Origin of the sequence: Anaerococcus ihuae, from assembly GCF_928368155.1 — a bacterium.
Taxonomy (GTDB): domain Bacteria; phylum Bacillota; class Clostridia; order Tissierellales; family Peptoniphilaceae; genus Anaerococcus; species Anaerococcus ihuae.
Genome location: NZ_CAKMRU010000001.1, coordinates 827,500 through 850,802, shown reverse-complemented (window position 1 = coordinate 850,802; position 23,303 = coordinate 827,500). Strand labels below are relative to the sequence as shown.

Here is a 23,303-nt window from a genome sequence, read left to right as displayed (position 1 = left end):
TCTATAGATTTATAATATCAAAAGCTTGGGTCTTTGTCAATCTATAACAGGAATTGAAAAGTCATTCAAAGATAAATCAAAACCCATGCTATCAAGGTATTTGATTTGATTTATTATTTTTTGATTTATGATTTCTCCAGGAATTAAAAGAGGAATACCAGGAGGGTAGGCGTATACATATGATGCTGAAATTTTCCCACTAGATTTTTCTAAATTTTCAAGGTGATATTCTTTTGAAAAACTTTCACTAATAGAATATTTTTTTTCACATTCTATAAATTCAAAAGAAAAATCAGATTTTTTATACTTTATTTTTTTATCAATTTTTATAAGGGCATTTTTTAGCCTTTCAAATCCTTCTTTTGTATCAAAAATACTAGAAATTAAAATTACATAGGTCGCACTTGCCATCTCGATTTCAATTTTTTCTTTATATAATAAATCAGCAAGGTCATTTCCATTTATATTTGTGTTTTTGCAAGAAATAAGAATTTTTGAAATATCCTTATTTTTAGAATTTATAAATTTTAAATTTTCAAGCTTTGTTTTGTAGAAAGAATTTAAATTTTTAACTAAGTCATCCCGAAGGTCAAAAAATCTAGGAAATTTATCAATCATATCATCAATTGATCCACTTATAAGATAAGATGGGGAAGATGTTTGAAAAATTGCCATATTTCTTCTGATTTCTTTTTTGTCTATATTTTTATTTTTTATAATAATTCCACTTGCAGGAGTAAGAGCCGACAAATTTTTGTGAAATGAAGTTATGGCAAGGTCGTAGGAAAAATTGTCTTTATAAGATGACAAAATTGTATGAGAACCGTGAGCCATATCAAGAACTAAAAAAATATTTTTATCCTCAATGATTTTTTGGATTTTTTTCAAATTGACCATATAACCCTCGTAGGAAGGTGATGTTATAAAAATTAAAGAATAAGAATTTTTTTGGATTTTTTCCTTTAAATCTTCATAATCAATGTCATAGGCCATATCATTTTCATCAATTTTTACCTTTATATAGTCAGGATCAAGATCAAAAACTTCAATAGCATTAAAAACAGACTTGTGAGAATTTCTTTGGACTAGGATTTTTTTATTATTTTTTGTAAGGGCCCTAAGTGTTGCAAGAATTCCACAAGTGGAACCATTTGTTGATATTATAAAATCATTAGCTGAATAAATTTTGGCTAATTTTTTTTCCATAAGCTTAAAAAGATTTTTTGGATTATTTAAATTATCAAAATCCCTAATTTCAGTTATATCCCTATCATAGGAAATTTTTTTATTTAAGATTTTTTTATTCCTCTTATGTCCCGGCATGGCAAAGGGATAATAATCTTCTTCTAGATATAAATCTAATTTTTCATTTAGCATTTTTTTATCCTTTCTATTAAAATTATTATACTACAAAAAAATTTGTAAATTATTTTAAAAAATATAACATGATATTTACATAATCTGTGATATAATGTATAATTGTATCGAAAAAGTTAACATGAATTTAACATTTTATAAATACAAAATTAATATTAGAAAAGCGAGGAAAAAATGAAAAGAGATAAAAAATTAAAAATTTCTTCATTTGTAATATCTTTGATAATAATGCTTTTTATGCAAAGCTTTATTGAAGATTTTTCTTACAAAGTTTATACAAATGAAAACATAGAAATAAGCCAATCTGAACCGGCTAGCGATTATTCAGATAATTTCAAAATAAATTCAATTTATATTGGAGATAAATTATTAGACCTTGATAAGGTTGAAATGAAGGGGTGGACAAAATCAAAAACCGATACAGGTTATCCAGTCCAAACAAATGGTTATAGCAAGGGAAATAAATTATCAATTAAACCAAGCCCAGGCTTGATGTTTAATAAATTAAGTGTAAATTTTGAAACAAGTCCAAAATATTCTACAGCTGTTATGACTTATCTAAAAGACCATACAATGACAATGTATGCAAGTTCATCTGATAACAGGTCATATGTAGATATACATTACACAGACTTTGTATCAATTCTTACACAAACATTAATTTTTATCGGATCAATAGTTCTATTTTCTTTCTTTATATATAATTTAATTAGAAGAATAGAAGAAGCTTCTGATAAGAAAAAAGAAATTCTATACATAGGCAAAGATTATATTTTGAACTTTATAATCTTGGGCGTATCTATTTTTGGTCTTAGCAAGTTAAAAGCACACATTCCAGAAGAAAAATATTTTACTTTCTTCCACGCCCCTTATACCTATCAAGATTTAATTTTATTTGTTTCAACTGTATTTTTGGCATCACTTGGAATGAAAAGTATTTACAAGAGAAAATCAAATATTAAGGCTCTTGATATTACAAATTGGATTTTATTTATCCTAAATCCATTTATGTCGTTTTATATATTAGAATCTGCCTACAATCCAAATTTTGGATCAATGGAGCTTATTTATATTTTAATAAATGCTCTAATCCTATTTTTGATTCAAGTTTTAATATATATAGTAATAAGAAAAAAAAGATTATCAATGATTTTTATTTTAGTTTTATCAATTGCATTTGGTATAGCTAATGATGCCTTATATATTTTGAGAGATTCACCACTTATCCCAGCATTTTTGGGTTCCCTTGGTGTTGCAGCTGATGTTGCAAAAGATACAGTTATTGAATTAAATGGTCATTCATTAATGGCATTTTCACTTGCAAGCTTGTGGTTATTGATCATTTCTTCAATAAATGAAGGAAAAATCAAAATTTCAAAAATATCTTATGTGAAACAATTGGCAGGATATTCAGCAATTTTTGCACTAATCACTGTTGTTAGTGTAAATTATTTTATAAAACAAAACGGTGTAGGAGTAAACTTGTGGAGACCATCTAGAACTTATTATGTAGAAGGTTCACCTTATAGTTTCTATAGAATTTTTGCAAACCAAATTCTAACAGCACCAAAAGGTTATGACGAAAAAGAAGTTGAAGATACTCTTGAAGAATATTACAACAAAGATATAGGAACAAAAGAAAATAAAAAACCAAATATAGTAATAATTCAATCAGAAGCCCTAGCAGATTATTATGGAAAAGGAAATTTAAAATTAAGCGAAAATCCTATTGCATTCCAAAGATCTCTAGATGAAAATGCAATCCAAGGAAATTCTTATGTTTCAGTTTTAGGTGGAGGAACGGTAAATTCAGAATACGAAGCCTTAACTTCAGTACCATTGACATTCTTCCCATTAGGAGCATATCCATTCCAACAATACGTTAAAGAAGGTCACACATCTGTGGGCAGAGTTTTGGAAAACCAAGGTTACAATACTTTCATAACCCATCCAAACAAACCAACAAATTATTCTAGACAAGAAGTTTGGCCAAATTTAGGATTTAAAAATATAGCATTTTTGGGAGATTATGATAATAGTCCAGAAAGTTTTGAATCAACAAATAGCTTTATGAAAGATTCAGTTGCATTTGATAAAATTAAAGAACAATTTGAAAATAAATCAGATGATAAACCACTTTTTGCTTATCTTGTTACCATGCAAAATCATGGAGGCTACACTTCAAACGTTCCTGGAGATATAAAAGTTTTAAATGAAAATAATGGTGATGACAAGGGTACTAGCCATTACGTAAATTTATTAAAAAAATCTGATGAGGATTTAAAAAATCTTGTAGAATTTTTCAAATCATATGATGAACCAACAATTCTTTGTATTTTTGGTGACCATCAACCACAAAACTACGACATCTTTATGAAATTGATAAAATCAAGCGATAATTACACAAATAAAGATGTATTCTACACTCCATTTACTATCTGGGCAAACTATGATATAGATGAAGAAAAAGATGTAAATATGTCACTAAATTACCTAACACCTTACCTACTTCAAAAAGCTGGTGGTATAAAATTATCAGCTTACGAAAAATATATGTTAGATATGCATAAGGATTATCCAATTCTTACAACAAAACAAATATTTAATAATGATGGCCTTGAAGTAAGCAAGGATGAAGAGTTTCAAAAAAGAAATAATAAATTAAATTCATTAATTTATTATGAAATGAAGCAAGATACAAAATCAGACAAATATTTTAATGAAGCTTCTAAATAAAATTTTCCGAAATCAAGTAAATCTTGGTTTCGGTTTTTTTGTTGGACAAATAATGTGATATAATAATTACAAAAAGAAAAGAAGGGAAATTAATGCAAAATCTAATAGATTTAATTAGATCGACTTTTTCTAATGAAATAGCCTTATTAATTATAAGCATGCTACCGCTTATTGAACTTAAAGGTTCAATACCAATTGGACTTGCCATGGGATTTAAACCGATAAATGCTTATTTATATTCAATTATTGGATCAACAATTCCAGCAATTTTTATTCTTTTGTGGATTATGCCAATTATTTCTTATATGAAAACAAAAGACAGTCTAAAAAAATTAGCAGGATGGGCAGAAAAAAAAGCAAAGAAAAAACAAGGAAATATAAAAAAATATGAATATTTAGGTTTATTTTTATTTGTAGCTATTCCTTTGCCAGGAACAGGAGTTTGGATGGGATCTTTGATTGCATCAATTCTTGGTTTAAATAAGAAAAAATCTTTACTTACAATAGCTTTAGGAAATCTAATAGCTGGCCTAATTATTTATACTTTTTCAAGTTTTTTCTTTTAAGGAGAATAGATGAAAATTAAAAAAATAATACTAAAAGCACTATTAATATTACTGATGATAATTACAGTATTTGCTGCTTTTACACTAGTCAAAGGATTTATTTCATCACAAGTTGTAAATGATGAAAATAAATTTAGTGGAAATGATCTTTCAAATGATAATAAAATTGAACAAAAAAATAAAGATGAGTTATTATTCGTTTTTGCAGGAGTAGATTCTACAGGTGAAAAAGTAAACACAAGAACTGACACATTAATGCTTGTTTTAATGAATAAAAGTAATAAAACTATTGATATTATTTCTATCCCAAGGGATACTAGAGTTTATGTTGATGGAAATTTAGATAAAATTAATGCAGCTCATTCCTATGGAGGAATGGGAGATACAATTAGAACTATAAGAGATTTTTTGTATATAGATCTTGATTATTATGCAGAAGTTAGTTTTAAGGCAGTAGAAGATGGAGTAGATCAATTGGGAGGAGTCGATATAGATGTTCCTCAACAAATTGCTGAGGCTCAAGAAATAGAGCCTGGACTTCATCATTTCAATGGAAAAGAAGCTCTTGATTATTGTAGGTTTAGAAAAGGCTATGCAAATGCAGATTTAGGAAGAATTGCTTGCCAACAAGATTTTGTTGTACAATTTATAAAAAATATGACAAAAGTTAAAAATATAATTAAAATTCCAGGAGTAATTTCAAAGGTTAATGATAATATGGATTCAAATATAAAAATGTCAACAATTTTATCTTTTGCTTGGGCATTTAGAAATATTGATGATGCAGAAATAAATACTCAAACCATACCAGGCTATCCTGATATGATAGATGGAATTTCATATTATATACCAGACAATGAAGAAACTATAGATATTAGAAATAAAATATTGTACAATTATTTATTAGGAGAATAAAGGAGAAAATATGGATATTAAATCAACTATTAGAGTAATTGAAGATTACCCACAAGAAGGAATATCATTTAAAGACATAACAACCCTTCTAAAAAACAAAGAGGCTTACCAAGAAACTTTAGATCTTATGGAAGAAAAATTAAAAGATTTTGAATTTGATTACATTATTGGAATCGAATCAAGAGGATTTATTTTTGGAGCAGCCCTTGCTGATAGGTTAAATGTAGGATTTATCCCAGTAAGAAAACCAGGAAAACTTCCAGGAGAGATTAAATCTTTATCATATGATTTAGAATACGGTCAAAGCACAATAGAAATTCATGAAGATTCTTTAGAAAAAGGAGACAAGGTTGTAATAGTAGATGACTTGATTGCAACAGGAGGATCAGCAAAAGCTTGCGCAAGTCTTGTAGAATCTATAGGTGGAGAAGTTGTTTGCTTAGAATTTTTAATAGAGTTAACAAGCCTTAAAGCTCGTGAAGAATTAAAAGATTATAAAGTAATTTCTATAATTGAATATGATCACTAAAATTAGCCTTCATTAATTTGAAGGTTTTTTATTTTGAAAATTTTTAAAAAAATATTAAAAAAATTCTATTAAATATTTTCAAAATTTAATATAATTTCCTTGAAAATTTATTCAAACTTAGTATAGTAAGATTAAGGTCAAAGATGGTCAGAGAATGATGGGGGTTTTATGAAATATCAAGATTATTATGAAATATTAGGTGTAGATAAAAAAGCAAATGCTGATGAAATTAAAAAAGCTTATAGAAAGCTTGCAAAAAAATACCACCCTGACCTTCATCCTGATGATAAAGAAGCCAGCAAAAAATTTGCAAAAATAAATGAAGCATACGAAGTTTTATCTGATGAAAATAAGAGAAAACAATATGATATGTTTGGACAAAGTGGAAACTTTAGTCAAGGTCAAAATTTTGACCCATCTCAATATGGTTTTTCAGATATATTTTCAAATTTTGGAGCTGGAAACGGATCTTATACCTATACAAGCAGCACGGGAGGATCCTCTGGATTTTCAGATTTTTTTGAAACCTTATTTGGAGGAGCTAGATCTTCTTCAAGAAATTTTGGAGGGTTCGGATCAAGTTTTAAAAATGAAAACACAAAAATAAAAAAATCGAAAATTAAAGCTAAAGTTAAAATATCACTAGATGAAGCGATGAGTGGGGTGTCTAGGACACTCAAAATAAAAGATAAAGAAACAAATTCTATTAAAGAAGTGAATATAAATATTCCTAGCGGAATGACAAGTGGAAAAAATTTGAAAATTGATGGTTCAAAATATAATTTGAATGCTGATATTTATGTAAAAGTAAATATTGAAGGAGATTCAACCTATAGGCTCGAGGGGCTTGATATTATTAAAAGAGAAAGAATTTCTCCTTGGGATGCTTACTTTGGTGAAAAAATCACAGTCGATAGTCCAAATGGAAAATTTAAAATAAATATTCCGGAAAGAATTGAAGCAGGAAACAAAATTAGGATTAAGGGTAAGGGATATAAGGATTTAAAAGGAAAAATTGGAAATCTTTATATTGAAATTCTTATCGATAATCCAAAAAATTTGAACAAAGATCAAATTGACCTATACAAAAAATTAAAAGATTTAAAATAGGAGGATATTATGGATTTTAACAAATTTACTCAAAAATCTACAGAAGCTATTAATGAAGCAAGTCAACTAGCTATAAAAAATGCCAACCCAGAAGTTGGCATAATCCACCTAGCTTACGCTTTGGTTGAAGATTCAAATTCATTTGTAAGCCAAGTTTTAGCTAATATGGGCTTGTACAAAAAAGTACTTAACAAAATGCAAGAAAAAATGGAAAGTTTGCCTAGCCAATCTGGTTCAGCAAATATTTATCCAAACACAATTTTTCAAAGAGTTTTATTAAAAAGTGAAGATTGTGCAAAGAAAATGGGAGATTCTTTCATATCAACTGAGCATATTTTCTTAACTATCTTAAATGAAAATACAGAATTAAGCGATTATTTTAAGGAAATTGGTTTAAATTCCAAAAATTTTTCAAATGAGCTCAAAAAGGTCAGAAATGGTCAAAAAGTTACGAGTGATAATCCTGAAGAAACAAATAATCCCTTGGAAAAATATGGCAGAAATTTGACTAAAGAGGCAAGGGAAGGAAAAATCGACCCAGTCATTGGTCGTGATACAGAAATTAGAAATTGCCAAAGAATTCTTTCAAGAAGAAAGAAAAATAATCCGGTTTTAATTGGTAAACCTGGCGTTGGTAAAACTGCAATTGTTGAAGGCCTTGCTCAAAGAATTGTAAATAAAGATGTGCCAGAACCACTTCAAGGAAGAACAATTTTTGCCCTTGATATGGCAAGCTTAGTTGCAGGTGCAAAATATAGGGGACAATTCGAAGAAAGATTAAAGTCAGTTATAGATGAAGTAAAAAAATCTGAAGGACAAATTATTATGTTTATCGACGAGCTTCACACAATTGTTGGGGCTGGTAAAACTGAAGGTTCAATGGATGCTTCAAATATAATGAAACCAATGCTTGCTCGTGGAGAAATAAAAGTAATTGGTGCAACAACTTTAAATGAATACAGAGAATATATTGAAAAAGATGGGGCACTTGAAAGAAGATTCCAAAAAGTTTTGGTTGATGAGCCAAGTGTGGAAGATACGATTTCAATTTTAAGGGGAATTAAAGATAAATATGAAATTTATCATGGAATAAGAATTCAAGATCAAGCAGTTATAGCTGCAGCAGAGCTTTCAAACCGTTATATAACCGACAGATTTTTACCAGATAAGGCAATAGATTTGATGGATGAGGCTTGCGCAACTGTAAGAACTGAAATTGATACAATGCCAGAATATTTGGATGAAGAAAAAAGAAGAATTTTACAAGTTCAAATTGAAATTGCAGCCCTTAAAAAAGAAGATGACGAAAAGAGTAAAAAAAGATTAGAATCATTGGAAAAAGAATTGGCAGATGCTAAGGAAAGATACGAGGCTGATTTTAATAAGTGGAAAAGTCAAAAAGATTCTATAAATTCTGTAAAAGATATTAAAGAAGAAATTGACAAGGTAAAAGTAGAAATCGAAAAAGCTGAAAGAAATTACGATTTTGAAAAATTATCTGAGCTTAAATATGGAAAACTTACAGAACTTGAAAATAAATTAAAAGAAAAAGAAAAGGACCAAGAAAATAATTCATCTATAAAAGAAGAAGTTACTGATGAAGACATTGCTGATGTAGTTTCAAATTGGACAAACATTCCTGTAAATAAACTTGTAGAAAGTGAAAGAAGTAAGATTTTGGGACTTTCTGACAAGTTGCACGAAAGAGTTATTGGACAAGATGAAGCAGTTGATAGTGTATCAGATGCAATAATTAGGGCAAGATCTGGATTAAAAGATATAAATAAACCAATAGGTTCCTTCATTTTCCTCGGACCAACAGGAGTTGGTAAAACCGAACTTGCAAAATCACTTGCAGAAGCTATGTTTGATAGTGAAAAAAATATGATTAGAATTGATATGTCAGAATACATGGAAAAATATTCTGTATCAAGATTAATCGGTGCAGCACCAGGTTATGTTGGTTACGAAGAAGGCGGACAATTGACTGAGGCTGTAAGACGTAATCCTTATTCAGTAATTTTATTTGACGAAATTGAAAAAGCTCACCCAGATGTTTTTAATATTTTATTACAAGTTTTGGATGACGGAAGACTTACAGATAGTCAAGGAAGAACAGTAAACTTCAAAAACACAATTATAATTATGACTTCAAATATTGGTTCAACTTATTTGATAGATGGACTAAAAGAAGATGGAACAATTGATGAAGAAAACAGAAAACTTGTTGATTCATCACTAAGAAATTCTTTTAAGCCAGAATTTTTAAACAGAATTGATGACATAGTTATGTTTAAGCCACTAACAAGTGATCAAATATTTAAAATTATTGACCTATTAATTGCAGATATTTCAAAAAGACTAGAAGATCGTGATATTACAATTGAACTTAGTAAAAAGGCTCATGAATATATTCTTGATAAATCATATGATGTTGAATATGGTGCAAGACCAATAAAAAGATTCTTGCAAGCAAATATTGAAACAAATCTAGGAAGAAAAATTATTGAAGGAAATATCATGGAAGGCGATCATGTCATTATAGATTTAGATAAAAATAATGAATTGGTATATGAAGTTAAAAATTAAAGAATAAATATAAAAAGAGAAAATTTCTTTTTGAGATTTTCTCTTTTTCTTTGCCCTAAAATAGGAAGAATTTTATTTTTGAAAATTATTTTTTAAATTATATTTATACAAAGACACAGAAAAAATCCCAGAGATTCGAAAGAAATATACATACAAAAAACCTAAAAACACAATATATAGTGCTCTCTTGTTTTAATATATCTATATATGGTATACTAGAAGAGTATTAAAAAAGGAGTGCAGATATGGTTAAAGTTGTTAAAAGAAATGGTCAAAAAGTAAATTTTGACAAAGATAAAATAAAAATAGCTATAGAAAAAGCTATGAACTCACCAAATGGTGTTTATATTGAAAATCAGGCAGAAGAAATTGCAAATGAAATAGAAGACAGATCCAAAGATAAAAGAGAAATTTCAATTTATCAAATTGAAGACCAAGTTTATTACAAACTAATTGATAAGAAAAATCCTGCAACAGCAAAATCATACGAAGCTTATAGGTCAGTCCAAGCCTACAAAAGAGCAGCAAATACTACGGATGATGATATAATTGGCCTACTTGAAAGAACAAATATTGATGTAATGGATGAAAATTCCAACAAAAATCCATTGATCGCTTCAACTCAAAGAGATTTGATAGCAGGAGAAGTGTCAAAAGATTTGGCAAAAAGAAAATTAATTGATGCAGACCTTGTAGAAGCTCATGAAAATGGAGCAATCCATATCCACGATCTTGATTATTTAATCCAACCAATTTTCAATTGTTGCTTGGTAAATATGAAAGATATGCTTGATAAGGGGACAGTTATAAACGGAAAGACAATCGAAACGCCAAAATCTTTCCAAGTAGCTTGTAATGTTATGACCCAAATTATTGCCCAAATCGCCTCAAACCAATATGGAGGTCAGTCTATAAATATTTCATGTCTTTCAAAATACTTGGAAGTTTCTTACAAGAAAAATTATAAATTGGCAAAAGAAATTTTATCTAGTGAAGAAGAAATAAAGGCTATGGCTGAAAAATTGACTCAAAGAGATTTGGAATCTGGAATTCAAACTATCCAATACCAAATAAATACTCTCATGACATCAAACGGTCAAGCACCTTTTGTTACCTTGTTTATGCACACAGATGAAAATGACCCATATATAGACCAAACTGTAAGAATAATTGAAGAAATATTAAAACAAAGACTTCAAGGAATAAAAAACGAAGCAGGGGTTTATGTTACACCAGCATTTCCAAAATTAATCTATGTTTTGGATGAAAATAATGTAAAAAAAGGAAGCAAATATCACTATCTTACAGAATTATCTATAAAATGTACAGCTAAAAGAATGTATCCAGATTATATCTCAGCCAAAAAAATGAGAGAAAATTACGAGGGAAATGTATTTTCTCCAATGGGATGCAGGGCATTTTTGCCACCATATAAGGATGAAAATGGGAATTATAAATTCGATGGCAGGTTTAATATAGGAGTTTGTACAATAAATCTTCCACAAATTGGAATTCTTGCAAAAAATGATGAGGAAAAATTCTTTGAAATTTTAAATAAAAGAATGGATCTTGTAAAAAGAGTTGGAATTTTAAGATATGAGCACCTAAAAGATGTAACAAGCGACTCATCACCAATCCATTTTCAACATGGAGCAATAGCAAGACTTAAACCTCACCAAAGAATAGAACCACTTTTAAAAAATGCCTATGCAACAGTTACAATTGGATATATTGGAATTTATGAAGCATGTAAACTTGTAAAAGGAGTAAGTCATACAAGTAAGGAAGGAAAAGAATTTGCTCTTAAAATAATGAACTTATTAAATAAGAAAAAAGAAGAATGGATAAAAGAAACTGGACTTCAATTTGCAGTTTACGGAACTCCAGCAGAAAATCTTACAAATAGGTTCGCATCAATCGATAGAAAAAGATTTGGAGAAATAGAAGATGTAACTGACAAGGGATATTACACAAATTCTTTCCACGTTGATGTAAGAGAAGAAATTTCTGCTTTTGAAAAATTTGATTTTGAATCAGAATTTCAAGATATGTCATCAGGTGGTTGTATTTCCTATGTAGAAATTCCAAATATGGCAAATAATTTAGAAGCACTAGGAACAATTGTTGAATATATTTATGACCATATCCAATATGCAGAATTTAATACAAAATCTGACTATTGTGCAGAATGTGGTTATGATGGTGAAATGCTTTTAAATGACGACAATGAATGGTATTGTCCACAATGTGGAAATAAAGAAAGATCAAAACTTACGGTTGTAAGAAGAACTTGCGGATATTTGGGAGAAAATTTCTGGAACGAAGGAAGAACCAAAGAAATAAAGGCAAGAGTTTTGCATATATAATAAAAAGTCTACACAAGTAGATTTAGAGCGTAGACAAAGTATGAATGTAGATAATATTTTATTTTAAAATAAAAATTAAGCTATGTACCATCTCGACTAAGTGAGTGAAACGAACGCACGGAGAGATCTCACGAGATTTCTCGACTTACTACGTTCGCTCGAAATGGGAAATGTTTCTATTTTGTCAACAGTCTGAGTCTACATTAGTAGACTTTTTTTATGGAGGATTTATGAGATACGGGCAAATTAGAAAATATGATGTGGCAAATGGACCGGGGATTAGGACTTCATTTTTTGTCACAGGATGTCATGCAAATTGCAAAAATTGTTTTAATGAAGAATATATGGATCCAAATTTTGGAAATTTGTGGACAGATGAACAAACTCAAGAAATTATTTCATATTTAAAAAAAGATGAGATAGAGGGACTTACAATTTTGGGAGGAGAGCCTTTTGAATCTACAGAAGATTTAATTGAAATTGTAAAAAAAATTAGAAAAGAATCAGACAAGCCGATTTGGATTTTTTCTGGTTTTTTATATGAAATTCTGGTAAATATTGAAAATGCAAAAAAACTTTTATCAATGTGTGATGTTTTAGTTGATGGACTTTTTGTAGAAGAATTAAAAGATTTAAGATTAAAATTCAAAGGATCTTCAAATCAAAGAACAATTGATATTAAAAAATCTTTAGAAAGTGGAAAAGTAATCCTCCTAGATGGGTATAATTAAAGTAGAAATAAATTTAGGAGGATAAAATGGAAATAAATAAAAAAAGAAAAGGTCTGGGTGGAGTTGCTATTGCAATAATTGCAATTATTGCTTTAGCATTAATAATTTTGATTCCATCTTACAACGGACTTGTAAAACAAAAAGAACAACTTGATGAATCATATGCACAAGTTCAAAATGTTGTTCAAAGAAGAGCAGACTTGATTCCAAATCTTGTAAATACTGTAAAAGGATACTCAAAACACGAAAAAGACACCTTAACAGAAGTAACAAATGCAAGATCAGGAATAAAAAATGCAAAAGGCCCAAAAGAATTGGCAGAGGCAAATGAACAAATGTCTCAAGCTATAAGAAATATCAATGTAGTAGCTGAAGCTTATCCAGATTTAAAGGCTGATAAACAATTTACCCAACTAATGGATGAGCTTGCTGGAACTGAAAATAGAATTTCAGTAGAAAGAAAAAATTATAATAGTGAAGTAAAAGCATATAATACAAAAGTTAAATCATTTCCTACAAGTATTTTTGCAAAAATGATGGGATTTGATAAGGCAGAATATTTTGAAGCTGATCAATCAGCTCAAGATGCTCCACAGGTAAATTTCGGTAGCTAGGTATACTATGAGAAAAAGAAAGAATGTAATAGTAACTATTTTATTTGCCTTTATTCTTCTTTTTCTACCTTCCACATCTTTTTCAGATGATTTGCCAGAATCACCAAATACTTACTACTACGATGAACTCAATTTGATTGACCAAGAAACCAAGGACCATCTTACAAAAGTAAACAAAGAACTTGAACAAAAAACAGGAGCTCAAGTGATTTATGTTTCTTTAAAAAATGTAGAAGATCAACCCATGCAAGTTGGAACAGATCTTTTAAATAAATGGAAAATTGGAGATAAGGAAAAAGATAATGGAGTTTTGATTTTAATTTCCCAAAGAAAAGGCCAAGATAAAAAAGATATTTCAATTATCACAGGCTACGGATTAGAAGGAAGATTAAATGATGGTAAGGTTGGAAGAATTATCGACGAATATATGCTAGATTATATGAGAGAGGGTGATTTTTCCAAAGGAATAACAGAAGGCTTCAACGCCATTGTTTCACAAATTCTAGAAGAATATCAAGTAGAATTGACTGGTGATTATGACGAATATGCTGACAGGCTAAGAGAAGATGAAGACGACGAAATAGATTTAAGAACATTAATAATAATATTTATAATTTTTATCATATTCTCAAGACTTTTCTCAGGTAGAGGAGGCTTTAGAAGCGGAGGATATGGAGGCTTCGGCGGTGGATTCGGGGGCTTTGGAGGAGGATCTTTTGGAGGATTTTCCGGAGGCTCTGGCGGATTTTCTGGAGGAGGTTTCTCCGGTGGAGGAGGATCATCCGGAGGCGGCGGAGCTAGCAGAGGAATATAAATTTAAGAGGATTTTGTAATAATTTTAAAATTATTTTACAAAATTCTCTTTTTTTTGATTAAAATATTTTTTAAAAATTATACATATTAACTTCGATTTAAATACCATTATTTTCAATATTTTTCCTTGAAATATATAATGGCGGTAGAAAAAATATTTTTTAGAGTAAAAATTTTAAATTTAGTAAAAGAAGTATTTATATTTCAAATATTTTTACTTGACTTTATATATATATATAATGGTGATATAAAAATAATATTAAGGAGTGAATTATGAAAAATAATAAAAAATTAGTATTGGGTTCAGTTGTAGCCCTAGCACTATCAGTTAGCGTACTTGCACCTAACTTTACAAAAGCTGAAGAAGCAGCAGCAAAACCAGCTACTGAATCAGTTGGAACAAATGATGCACCTGGAAAAACAGATGCACAAAAAATCAGTGAAGCTCAAGCTAAAGCTAAAAAACAATTAGATGATGCTGGCGTACCATTTGAAAATCAAAAAGATGTTCTTGCTTATCCAAATAATGTTTATAATATTGAACAAAAAACAAATGAAATTTTAGCTAACCAAAATAAGAAAAATCAAGAATTAGCTAAAACACCTTTAGGAAAAGCAAAATTAGCAGCAAAAGCTGAACTTAAAGCAGCTGGACTTCATTTAGATGCTTATAATAGTCAAATAGATAATGCTGCAGATTTATATTCTGTAGAACAAGCTAAAGAAGCTGCGCTTAAATCTGCAAAAGAAAACGGTTTAATAAGCATAGATGATTACAATAAAAAAGAAGCAGAAGCAAAAGCAAAAGAAGAAGCTGCAAAAAAACCTTTGGCAGATGCAAAGGCAGCAGCATTAGCTGAACTTCAAAAAGCTGGACTTGGTAACAGTAAAAATGAATTCGTAAAAAGAGTTAATGAAGCAACAACTGTTTATGATGTAGAACAAGCTAAAGATGCAGGTCTTGAATGGGCAAAAGAAAACCTAACAACAATAGATGATTGGAATGAAAAAGAAGCTTCAAAAACAAGAAGATTAACTATTGATCAATGGTTAGAATTACAAAAGAAAAAAGAAGAAAAACCTTCTGATGATAAAAAACCAGAAGAAGATAAAAAGCCAGAAGAGAAACCTTCTGATGATAAAAAAGTAACAATAGACGAATGGAATCTTGCAAATGCTAAAAAAGAAGCAATCGAAGAATTAAAAGCAGCAGGAATCACAGGACAAATCTATTTTGACCAAATCAACAAAGCTAAAACAGTTGAAGGCGTAGAAGCTTTGAAAGCTGAAATTTTAAAAGCTCACGCAGAAAAACCAGTTGATCCAGAAGAACCTGAAAACTCAGAAGACGATAAAAAGCCTGAAGATGATAAAAAACCATCACTTGATGATTTACTTGATATTGAAAAAATTAAAGATTTAGCTAACAAAGATGATGATAAAGATATAAGTGATTTATTTGACTTTAGTAAAATCAAAGAAGAAGCTGAAAAAGATCCTGAAAACAAAGACATCTGGGATGAATTTATTAAGCTTATTAAAGATGATAAATCTTCAAAAGAATTTTTAGCAGCTTTAGAAAAAGATCAAGATAAATTTGCAAAACTATTTGATTTCTCAAAAGTTGATGAAAACGGAAAAGTTAAAGAAACAAAAGAATCAAAAGAAGTTAAAAAAGAAAATAGAAAAGCTAACAACGTTCAAACAGGTGTAGCAGGACTTACAGGTGTTGTAGCAACTCTTGCAGCAGCATCAGCAGCTCTTTTCAAATCAAAAAGAAAATAATTTATTTTAAATAAAAATTATATCTCTCTCAAGAAAATATCCTGAGAGGGATATTTTTTTGTGCTTTTTTATTTCTTATTAAAAAAATTATGAAAAATCAAATAATACTATATCAAAATAAAACTACGCCACCTACCATATCGACTAGATGATTGTGCCTTGATTTGGCACAATCATCCCTAAAACTAGTGCAGATTTATAACCGTTGATTTCGGTTATAAATCCTGAAAACTAGTGCGAGAGCACGGAAGAATTTACGCAGTAAATGAGTTTTCATAAGCACGGAGATGTTTACGAAGCAAAAGTGTTTTAGTAGGAGCGAGGCGACTGCACGGAGATCTCAAGAGATCTCTCGACTACGCTCAAGATGAGGGCGAAGAATTTTTATGTTAATATAATAAAATCTTCTAATATTAATAATTTTATTTTGAAATTTTCCTTTGATTTCAAATTATTATATTAAAAATGATATAATAAATTAAGGTGATTAAATGCATATAAAAACTTCTGTTAGAAAACTTATAGAATTTGTTATGAGAAGTGGGGATATAGATAATTCTTTTAGGGACAATAATAGGATGGTCGAAGGAATCAAGGCCCATCAAAAAATTCAAAAATCTTATGATAAAAACTACCAAGCTGAATTTTATCTTAAAAACATTACTAAAATTGATGATATGGAATTTCACGTTGAGGGTAGGGCTGATGGTCTTTTGAAAAAGAAAGGAAAAATAATTATTGATGAAATAAAATCCACCACAAGAAATCTTGACAAATTGGATGATTCAAATAAACTACACTGGGCTCAAGCTTTTTGCTATGGGTATTTTTATGGTGTAAAAAATGATTTAAAAAAAATCACTATAAGACTAACTTATGTATCATTAGATGATTATAAAATAAAAACTTTTGAAAAAGAGAAAAGTCTTGACGAGCTTTACGAATTTTACATAAATTTATTAAAAGAATATATTAATTTCTCAAAAATTTTATCCCAAAATCTTGAAAAAAGAAATATCAGTGCAAATAATTTGACTTTTCCCTATGATGGTTACAGAAAAGGGCAAAGGAAGATGGCGGTTGCTGTTTATAGGGCAATTCTTGATAAGAAAAATTTATTTGTCGATGCTCCGACTGGAACTGGAAAGACTATTTCTACAATTTTTCCTGCAGTTAAATCTTTAGGCGAAGGTTTGAGTGATAAAATTTTCTACCTTACTTCAAAAAATACTACGGCAAAAGAAGCTTTAAAGTCCTTGTATTTGTTGAAAGAAAAAAATCTATCGATTAAGGCAATTTCAATTACAAGCAAGGAGAAGATTTGTTTAAATGATGAGATTTCCTGCAATCCTGAGGATTGTCCATTTGCAAGGGGGCATTTTGATAGGGTAAATGATGGATTAAAAGATATTTTGGAAAACGAAGATATAATGGACTATGATATCATAACTTCCTATTCAGAAAAGCACTGGCTTTGTCCTATTGAATTTGAGCTTGATATAGCTCTTTATTCTGACCTTATAATTTGTGATTATAATTATGTTTTTGATCCAAATGTTTATTTGAGAAGATTTTTTGATGAAAATGTTGATGAGTATTTGTTTTTAATTGATGAGGCTCACAATCTTTTGGAAAGGTCAAGAAGTATGTTTTCTCACACTTTAATTGATTCTAATTTTAAAGAATTAAGAAGTTCCATGGATTTAAAAAAGGACTTAAAAATCATTAAATCAATTGACTCAATTTTGGATGAATTTGAAAAGATGTATAAAAATTATGGGAAAAAATTATTTTATTATTCGACTGATAATAATGATGATTTTGACAAAAAACTCATGACTTTATCAAAAAAATTGGAAAAAATTTTGATAAAGGATAAAAAAAGAGATGATTATGATAAAATAGAAGATATGTTTTTTGAAATAAACCATCATTTAAAAATTTCTGATAATTTCATGGAGGGTTTTTATCAAACTTTGACCTATGATGAAAATTCCATGGAAAAAATTTATGAAATTAAGTGTATTGATCCTTCAAAAGTTTTAAAAGAAAAGTATAAGCTTGCAAGGTCGAGTATATTTTTTTCAGCAACCCTTTCTCCAATGAATTTTTACAGAAAAATGCTTGGTGCTTGTGATAGTTTGAAAGTTCATTTAGATTTGCCCTTTGATAAGAAAAATTTTGCTCTTTTGGCAAGTCCGATTTCAACGAGATACAAGGACAGGAATAATAATTTAATGGATATAGCCGACCTAATACATGAATTTATCGGTGCAAAAAAGGGAAATTATTTTATATTTTTCCCTTCATTTTCCTATCTAACAGATGTTTATGAATATTACAAGGAAAATTATAATGATGATATTTTAGTTCAAGAAAGGTCTATGACTCCAATAGAAAGGCACAAATTTTTGCAAAATTTTACTTACGAAAGTGAAAAGACTGCATTTTTGGTTTTGGGTGGAATATTTTCTGAAGGAGTCGATCTAAAAGGTGATAGGCTAATTGGTTCCATGGTAATTTCTGTTGGAATGCCAGGAGTAAGTGATGAGAGAAATCTTATTAAAAATCATTTTGACCAAATATCCCACAACGGTTTTGATTATTCCTACACCTATCCTGGTTTAAATAAAATTTTCCAGGCAGCAGGAAGACTTATAAGAGGAGAAAAGGACAGGGGAATAATTTATTTGGTTGATGATAGGTTTTTGTGGGATAAGTACAAAAGGCTATATCCAAGACATTGGTCAAATATTATTGAAGTGAAAAATAAAAAAGAATTAAAAATCTTGGTTGAAAGATTTTGGAATAGAGGAGAATAAATGAGAGAAAAAGCGATAAAAGATGTAGAAATAATTGATATGTCCTATCCAAATATTTCTATAGGAAAAATTGATGATGAAAAAACAGTCCAATTTAAGGGCGGAGTTTTGGGACAAAATGTCAGGGTAAAAATCACCAAAAACAGGGGGAAAAATAAAAAAGGAAAATTTATGGAAGTTTTGGAAGAATCAAAAATTGAAAATTCCAAAGAATTTTGCCCTCATGCAGGAATATGTGGAGGATGTTCTTACCAAAAAATGGGATATGAAACAGAACTTCTATTAAAGCATAACATGATAAAAAAACTTTTGAAAAATGCTCACATAGATGTTTCAGATTTATCCATTGTTAGAAGCCCAAAAATAAAAGAATACAGAAATAAAATGGAATACACTTTTGGAGATTCATACAAGGACGGACCACTTGTTTTGGGCCTTCACAGGCAAAATAGATTTTATGAAATTGTCGATACAGATGGATGCAATATTGTCGATGGTGATTTCGAGACAATTAGAAAATATGTTCAAGAATATTTCAGAAAAAGAAATGCAAGTTTTTACCACAAGAAAGATCACACAGGACTTTTGCGTAATTTAATAGTAAGAAAAGCCATGCACACTGGAGAAATAATGGTCATACTTGTGACAAGCTCAGATACGTCCTTTGATCCAATGAGAAGAGATTTATTTGCCAATAGTCTTTTAAATGCCAAAACAAAGGGAAGAATTGTTTCTATTTATCATGTGATTAATGACAGTTTATCAGATGCAGTAAAAGTAGATTCAATGGAACTTTTATTTGGGAAAAAATATATAGAAGAAAAAATGAATGAGTTGAAATTTCAAATTTCCCCATTTTCATTCTTCCAACCAAATGTATTTACAGCAGAAAAAATCTACCAAAAAGCCATAGAATTATCAAGCCTAGATAAAAATAAAAATGTCTTAGATTTATACTCAGGCACAGGAACCATAACCCAATTATTTGCAAAAGCTGCAAATAAGGCTGTGGGCATAGAAATAGTAGAAGAAGCAGTAGAAAAAGCCTTTGACAACGCAAAAGAAAACCAAATCGAAAATATAGACTTTATAGCAGGAGACGTTTTAGAAAAAATCGACCTAGTAAAAGGAAAATACGACATAGTAGTCCTAGATCCACCAAGAGAAGGAATAAACCCAAAAGCAATCAAAAAAATAATGGATATAGACCCAGAAGAATTCATCTACATCTCCTGCAACCCAAAAACCCAAGTAAGAGACCTAGAAATTTTCAAAGAAAACGGCTACAAAATAAAAAACTACCAAGTCTTTGACCAGTTTCCTAGGTCAAGGCATGTGGAGACTATAGCGTTGATACAAAAGATGTAAATATAGAAATCCTGCATTTTAAGCAGTTTTATAAGCATTTTGTCTTCGATAAAGATGAAGAAGGATACGTCAAAAAGACCCAAAAAAACTATATGGATGTAAGAGTAGTTTTGAGACTAGTATGAGGAAACACAAAAAATATAATTAACCCATTTTGTACTTTCTATAAGAGTAGCGTAATAGGCTGCTCTTTTTTTGTTAAAGGGAGTAAGGATTCGTTACATCCTTTTCAAAATATGAAACATTCACAAGCCGACTTTACATATTCGCTTTTATAACATATAATAAAAGCGTAAACGAGAGGAGGCGGACTATGAATACACTTAAAGAATATATCCAAGAAAATTTAGTAATCACCAACAAAGAAGCAGAAGAACTTGGATATACTAGGCATAATCTATCAGAATTAACAAAAATCGGACAATTAGAAAGATTAAGACCAGGTCTATATCAATTAAAAGGAAAAGTAATAGACGATTTTGTTTTAATATCATCAAATAGTAATCGAATTATATTTTCACATCAAACAGCCCTCTATCTCCACGACCTATCAGATAGAACTCCAAATGTATTTCATATATCTGTGCCCCAAGGCTATAATGCAAGCCATATCAAAAAAAGATATGAGGATCTACAAGTTCACTATGTAAAAAAAGACTTATACGAACTAGGAAAGACAGAAATAAAATCACCACAAGGCAACCTTATTCCAGTTTACGATATAGATCGAACAATTTGCGATATCATAATAGACAGAGAAAAAATAGATAAGCAAATTTTTACAGAAGCCATAAAAAGATACTTTAAATCACAAAATAAAAATCTAAGACGACTCATAAAATACAGTAGATTATTTAAAATAGAAAATGAAATTAGAAAATACATGGAGGTATTATCGTGATTAATATCGAGAGTATAAAGGGCAAGATAAGAAGCATGGCAGAGAAGAAAAATCTAAAGTCACAAGAAGTTCTGCAAATATATTTCTTCGAAAGATTTTTAGAAAGGCTATCCAAATCAAATTACAAAAATAATTTTGTAATAAAAGGAGGATTCCTAATATCTTCCTTAATTGGAATTGAAAATAGAACAACTATGGATATGGACACAACCATAAAAGGCATACCCCTAAAAGAAGAAAAAATAAAAGAAATCGTAAATGAAATTATAAATATAGATGTCGATGATGGAATAAGATTTGAAATAAAAGACATTAGTTATATTAGGGAAGAGGACGAGTACGAGAACTTTAGAATATCATTAATAGCCAATGTTGGAAAGACCAAAAACCCGATGAAACTAGACCTAACAACAGGAGATGCAATAACGCCAAGGGAAATAGAATATACTTATCCCTGTATCTTTAGCCAAGAAGATATAAAAATAATGGCATATCCATTAGAAACAATTCTCGCAGAAAAATATGAAACCATAATCAGAAGAAATATAACAACAACACGAATGAGAGACTTTTACGACCTATACACCCTCTACAAATTAAAAAAAGATGAGATAGATTATAAAATTTTAAAAGAAGCAATAGAAAGAACTTCCGACAAAAGAGGAAGTCAGGAGATAATGAAAGACTATGAGGAAATAATCGAGGACATAAAAGAAGATTCATACCAAAGATCCTTGTGGGAAGTATATCTCAGTGAAAATAAGTATATTGGAGATCTGACCTTTGATAAGGTTGTTGATGTAGTGATAACTATTTCAAATAGGGTTAGTGAGATGTAATATTCCAGACACTGTCTGGGAAATTACATAAATATTTTAAATATCCGATTGTCCTATGTAAAATTATTTTATGGCCTGCTATTTAATATTATTTTTTTGTTAATTTAAATAAAAATGGAGGGTTAAATGTTTAATAAAAAAAATAAATTTAAAATTGATGATGTTGAAATTTTAGAATCAGTCATGTCGAGTCACAATTTTAACGTTGTAAGAAATAATAAACCATTATCATTTAGAGGTGTAATGAGTATATTTGCGTTAATTGTAGTGGGACTAGTTATTCTGATTATTTTTTCTGAAAATTTTACGGATAATCAAATAACTATCTTGGGAATTATGGGCGCAACGTTTATATCTTTTTTTGCAGTTTTTTACACAATTAATAAAGAAGGTAGGGATAGATATATATTAGCAAAAAAATCTGCGGCAATATTGTCTCAAATTCTAAAATCAGTAAATAACCAAATATCAAGAATAGAAAATGGTATGTTTTATCCTATTATTTATCCGAAAAATTGGCTTGATTATTATGAAAGTTGTTCGTTTTATTTAGAATATGATTACATAGAGTATCTTTTAAGAGAATTCGAAATTATAGATAAAATAAATTGCTGTATTAAAAAAAATGATAAAGAAGAACTTTTAGAAGTGATTAAATATAGAAGACAAATTCTTACTGATTGGAATACAGACTATGATATTCTCATTACAAGTCTTAACTTATCTAGTTTTTCAATAGGTATGAATGAGATTATATCCTGGAGATTTGAAAAATCGTACAAAGATTTTGAAAAATTTTTCATTGAAAACTATTCTGATAAAGTAAAAGAGTTGACTATAGAATATTTAAAAAAGAACAATAATGCCTGTGATGTCAATTTAGCTTTATACTATGTTACGGATAAAATAAGAGAAAACACTGAACTAAAAGATAGCAGTTACGAGTTTGAAGTTATAGAAAATAAAAAAATGTTAAATACAATTTTTAAGGTTTATTTATCTCTTCAAGAAGATGATTTATTTTATTTGTGTTGGGGAGAGCTTCATTTGAATGAATAATAAGAAATATTGATTCAAAATAGCCTAATCAAAATCAATGGTGAAGTAGATAGAATTGACAACAAAATAATGAAATATCAACAAAGTATGAAGTAAACAAGATTCAGAAAAAAGCCTATGTATCACACGTGGAGACTGTAGTATTGATGTCAAGAATCGAAGGGAAATATCTTAAATAGAGGG

Annotated in this window: 17 protein-coding genes; 16 read left to right on the top strand and 1 reads right to left on the bottom strand. The window is 29.3% G+C overall.

All coding sequences use genetic code 11. The features are described from left to right. Positions 1–36 precede the first annotated feature (36 nt). Entirely contained in the window at positions 37–1,377 is a 1,341-nt protein-coding gene (locus L6653_RS04100; protein ID WP_236785627.1) for an aminotransferase class V-fold PLP-dependent enzyme, read from the bottom strand. A 174-nt stretch (positions 1,378–1,551) separates the two neighbouring features. On the opposite strand from L6653_RS04100, the gene L6653_RS04095 reads away from it, so the two are divergent. The 16 genes from L6653_RS04095 to L6653_RS04020 all read left to right on the top strand — a co-directional run bounded on the left by L6653_RS04095 (position 1,552) and on the right by L6653_RS04020 (position 23,120). After that, positions 1,552–4,113 (top strand): sulfatase-like hydrolase/transferase, encoded by a 2,562-nt coding sequence (locus tag L6653_RS04095; RefSeq protein ID WP_236785626.1) that lies wholly within the window; start codon positions 1,552–1,554, stop codon positions 4,111–4,113. A 92-nt stretch (positions 4,114–4,205) separates the two neighbouring features. Continuing rightward, positions 4,206–4,679 (top strand): COG2426 family protein, encoded by a 474-nt coding sequence (locus L6653_RS04090; protein WP_236785625.1) that lies wholly within the window; start codon positions 4,206–4,208, stop codon positions 4,677–4,679. 9 nt (positions 4,680–4,688) lie between these two features. After that, on the top strand, positions 4,689–5,594 hold the full coding sequence (locus L6653_RS04085) for an LCP family protein (RefSeq protein ID WP_236785624.1): 906 nt from the start codon (positions 4,689–4,691) through the stop codon (positions 5,592–5,594). 10 nt (positions 5,595–5,604) lie between these two features. Continuing rightward, positions 5,605–6,123 carry an adenine phosphoribosyltransferase gene (locus L6653_RS04080; RefSeq protein WP_236785623.1) on the top strand — a complete coding sequence of 173 codons (519 nt, stop codon included), beginning with the start codon at positions 5,605–5,607 and terminating at the stop codon, positions 6,121–6,123. A 168-nt stretch (positions 6,124–6,291) separates the two neighbouring features. Beyond that, a complete protein-coding gene (locus L6653_RS04075) occupies positions 6,292–7,233 on the top strand; it encodes a DnaJ C-terminal domain-containing protein (RefSeq protein WP_236785622.1) in 942 nt (313 codons plus the stop codon). Positions 7,234–7,242: 9 nt separating this feature from the next. Then, positions 7,243–9,822: an ATP-dependent chaperone ClpB gene (gene clpB, locus L6653_RS04070; RefSeq protein WP_236785621.1), complete on the top strand. Its 2,580-nt coding sequence runs from the start codon at positions 7,243–7,245 to the stop codon at positions 9,820–9,822. Between the two features lie 245 nt (positions 9,823–10,067). Next, positions 10,068–12,188, top strand: a complete 2,121-nt coding sequence (gene nrdD, locus L6653_RS04065) for an anaerobic ribonucleoside-triphosphate reductase (RefSeq protein WP_236785620.1) — start codon at positions 10,068–10,070, stop codon at positions 12,186–12,188. Between the two features lie 230 nt (positions 12,189–12,418). After that, positions 12,419–12,919, top strand: coding sequence for an anaerobic ribonucleoside-triphosphate reductase activating protein (gene nrdG, locus L6653_RS04060; protein WP_236785619.1), 501 nt, complete (start codon positions 12,419–12,421; stop codon positions 12,917–12,919). Positions 12,920–12,945: 26 nt separating this feature from the next. After that, positions 12,946–13,533 carry a LemA family protein gene (locus tag L6653_RS04055; RefSeq protein ID WP_236785618.1) on the top strand — a complete coding sequence of 196 codons (588 nt, stop codon included), beginning with the start codon at positions 12,946–12,948 and terminating at the stop codon, positions 13,531–13,533. Between the two features lie 7 nt (positions 13,534–13,540). Next, positions 13,541–14,347 carry a TPM domain-containing protein gene (locus L6653_RS04050; protein ID WP_236785617.1) on the top strand — a complete coding sequence of 269 codons (807 nt, stop codon included), beginning with the start codon at positions 13,541–13,543 and terminating at the stop codon, positions 14,345–14,347. A gap of 272 nt (positions 14,348–14,619) precedes the next feature. Then, positions 14,620–16,131: an albumin-binding GA domain-containing protein gene (locus tag L6653_RS04045; RefSeq protein ID WP_236785616.1), complete on the top strand. Its 1,512-nt coding sequence runs from the start codon at positions 14,620–14,622 to the stop codon at positions 16,129–16,131. A gap of 491 nt (positions 16,132–16,622) precedes the next feature. Next, the gene (locus tag L6653_RS04040) at positions 16,623–18,953 is read left to right on the top strand and encodes an ATP-dependent DNA helicase (protein WP_236785615.1); all 2,331 of its coding nucleotides are present in this window, start codon (positions 16,623–16,625) and stop codon (positions 18,951–18,953) included. Then, positions 18,954–20,321 carry a 23S rRNA (uracil(1939)-C(5))-methyltransferase RlmD gene (gene rlmD / locus L6653_RS04035; protein WP_236785614.1) on the top strand — a complete coding sequence of 456 codons (1,368 nt, stop codon included), beginning with the start codon at positions 18,954–18,956 and terminating at the stop codon, positions 20,319–20,321. Between the two features lie 313 nt (positions 20,322–20,634). Then, the gene (locus L6653_RS04030) at positions 20,635–21,222 is read left to right on the top strand and encodes a type IV toxin-antitoxin system AbiEi family antitoxin domain-containing protein (protein WP_023054946.1); all 588 of its coding nucleotides are present in this window, start codon (positions 20,635–20,637) and stop codon (positions 21,220–21,222) included. Further along, complete coding sequence (locus L6653_RS04025; protein WP_023054947.1) at positions 21,219–22,061, top strand: nucleotidyl transferase AbiEii/AbiGii toxin family protein; 843 nt, start codon at positions 21,219–21,221, stop codon at positions 22,059–22,061. Before L6653_RS04030 ends, L6653_RS04025 begins: the two co-directional genes overlap by 4 nt. Before the next feature lie 126 nt (positions 22,062–22,187). Next, positions 22,188–23,120 (top strand): hypothetical protein, encoded by a 933-nt coding sequence (locus L6653_RS04020; protein ID WP_019117955.1) that lies wholly within the window; start codon positions 22,188–22,190, stop codon positions 23,118–23,120. The last annotated feature ends 183 nt before the right edge of the window (positions 23,121–23,303 follow it).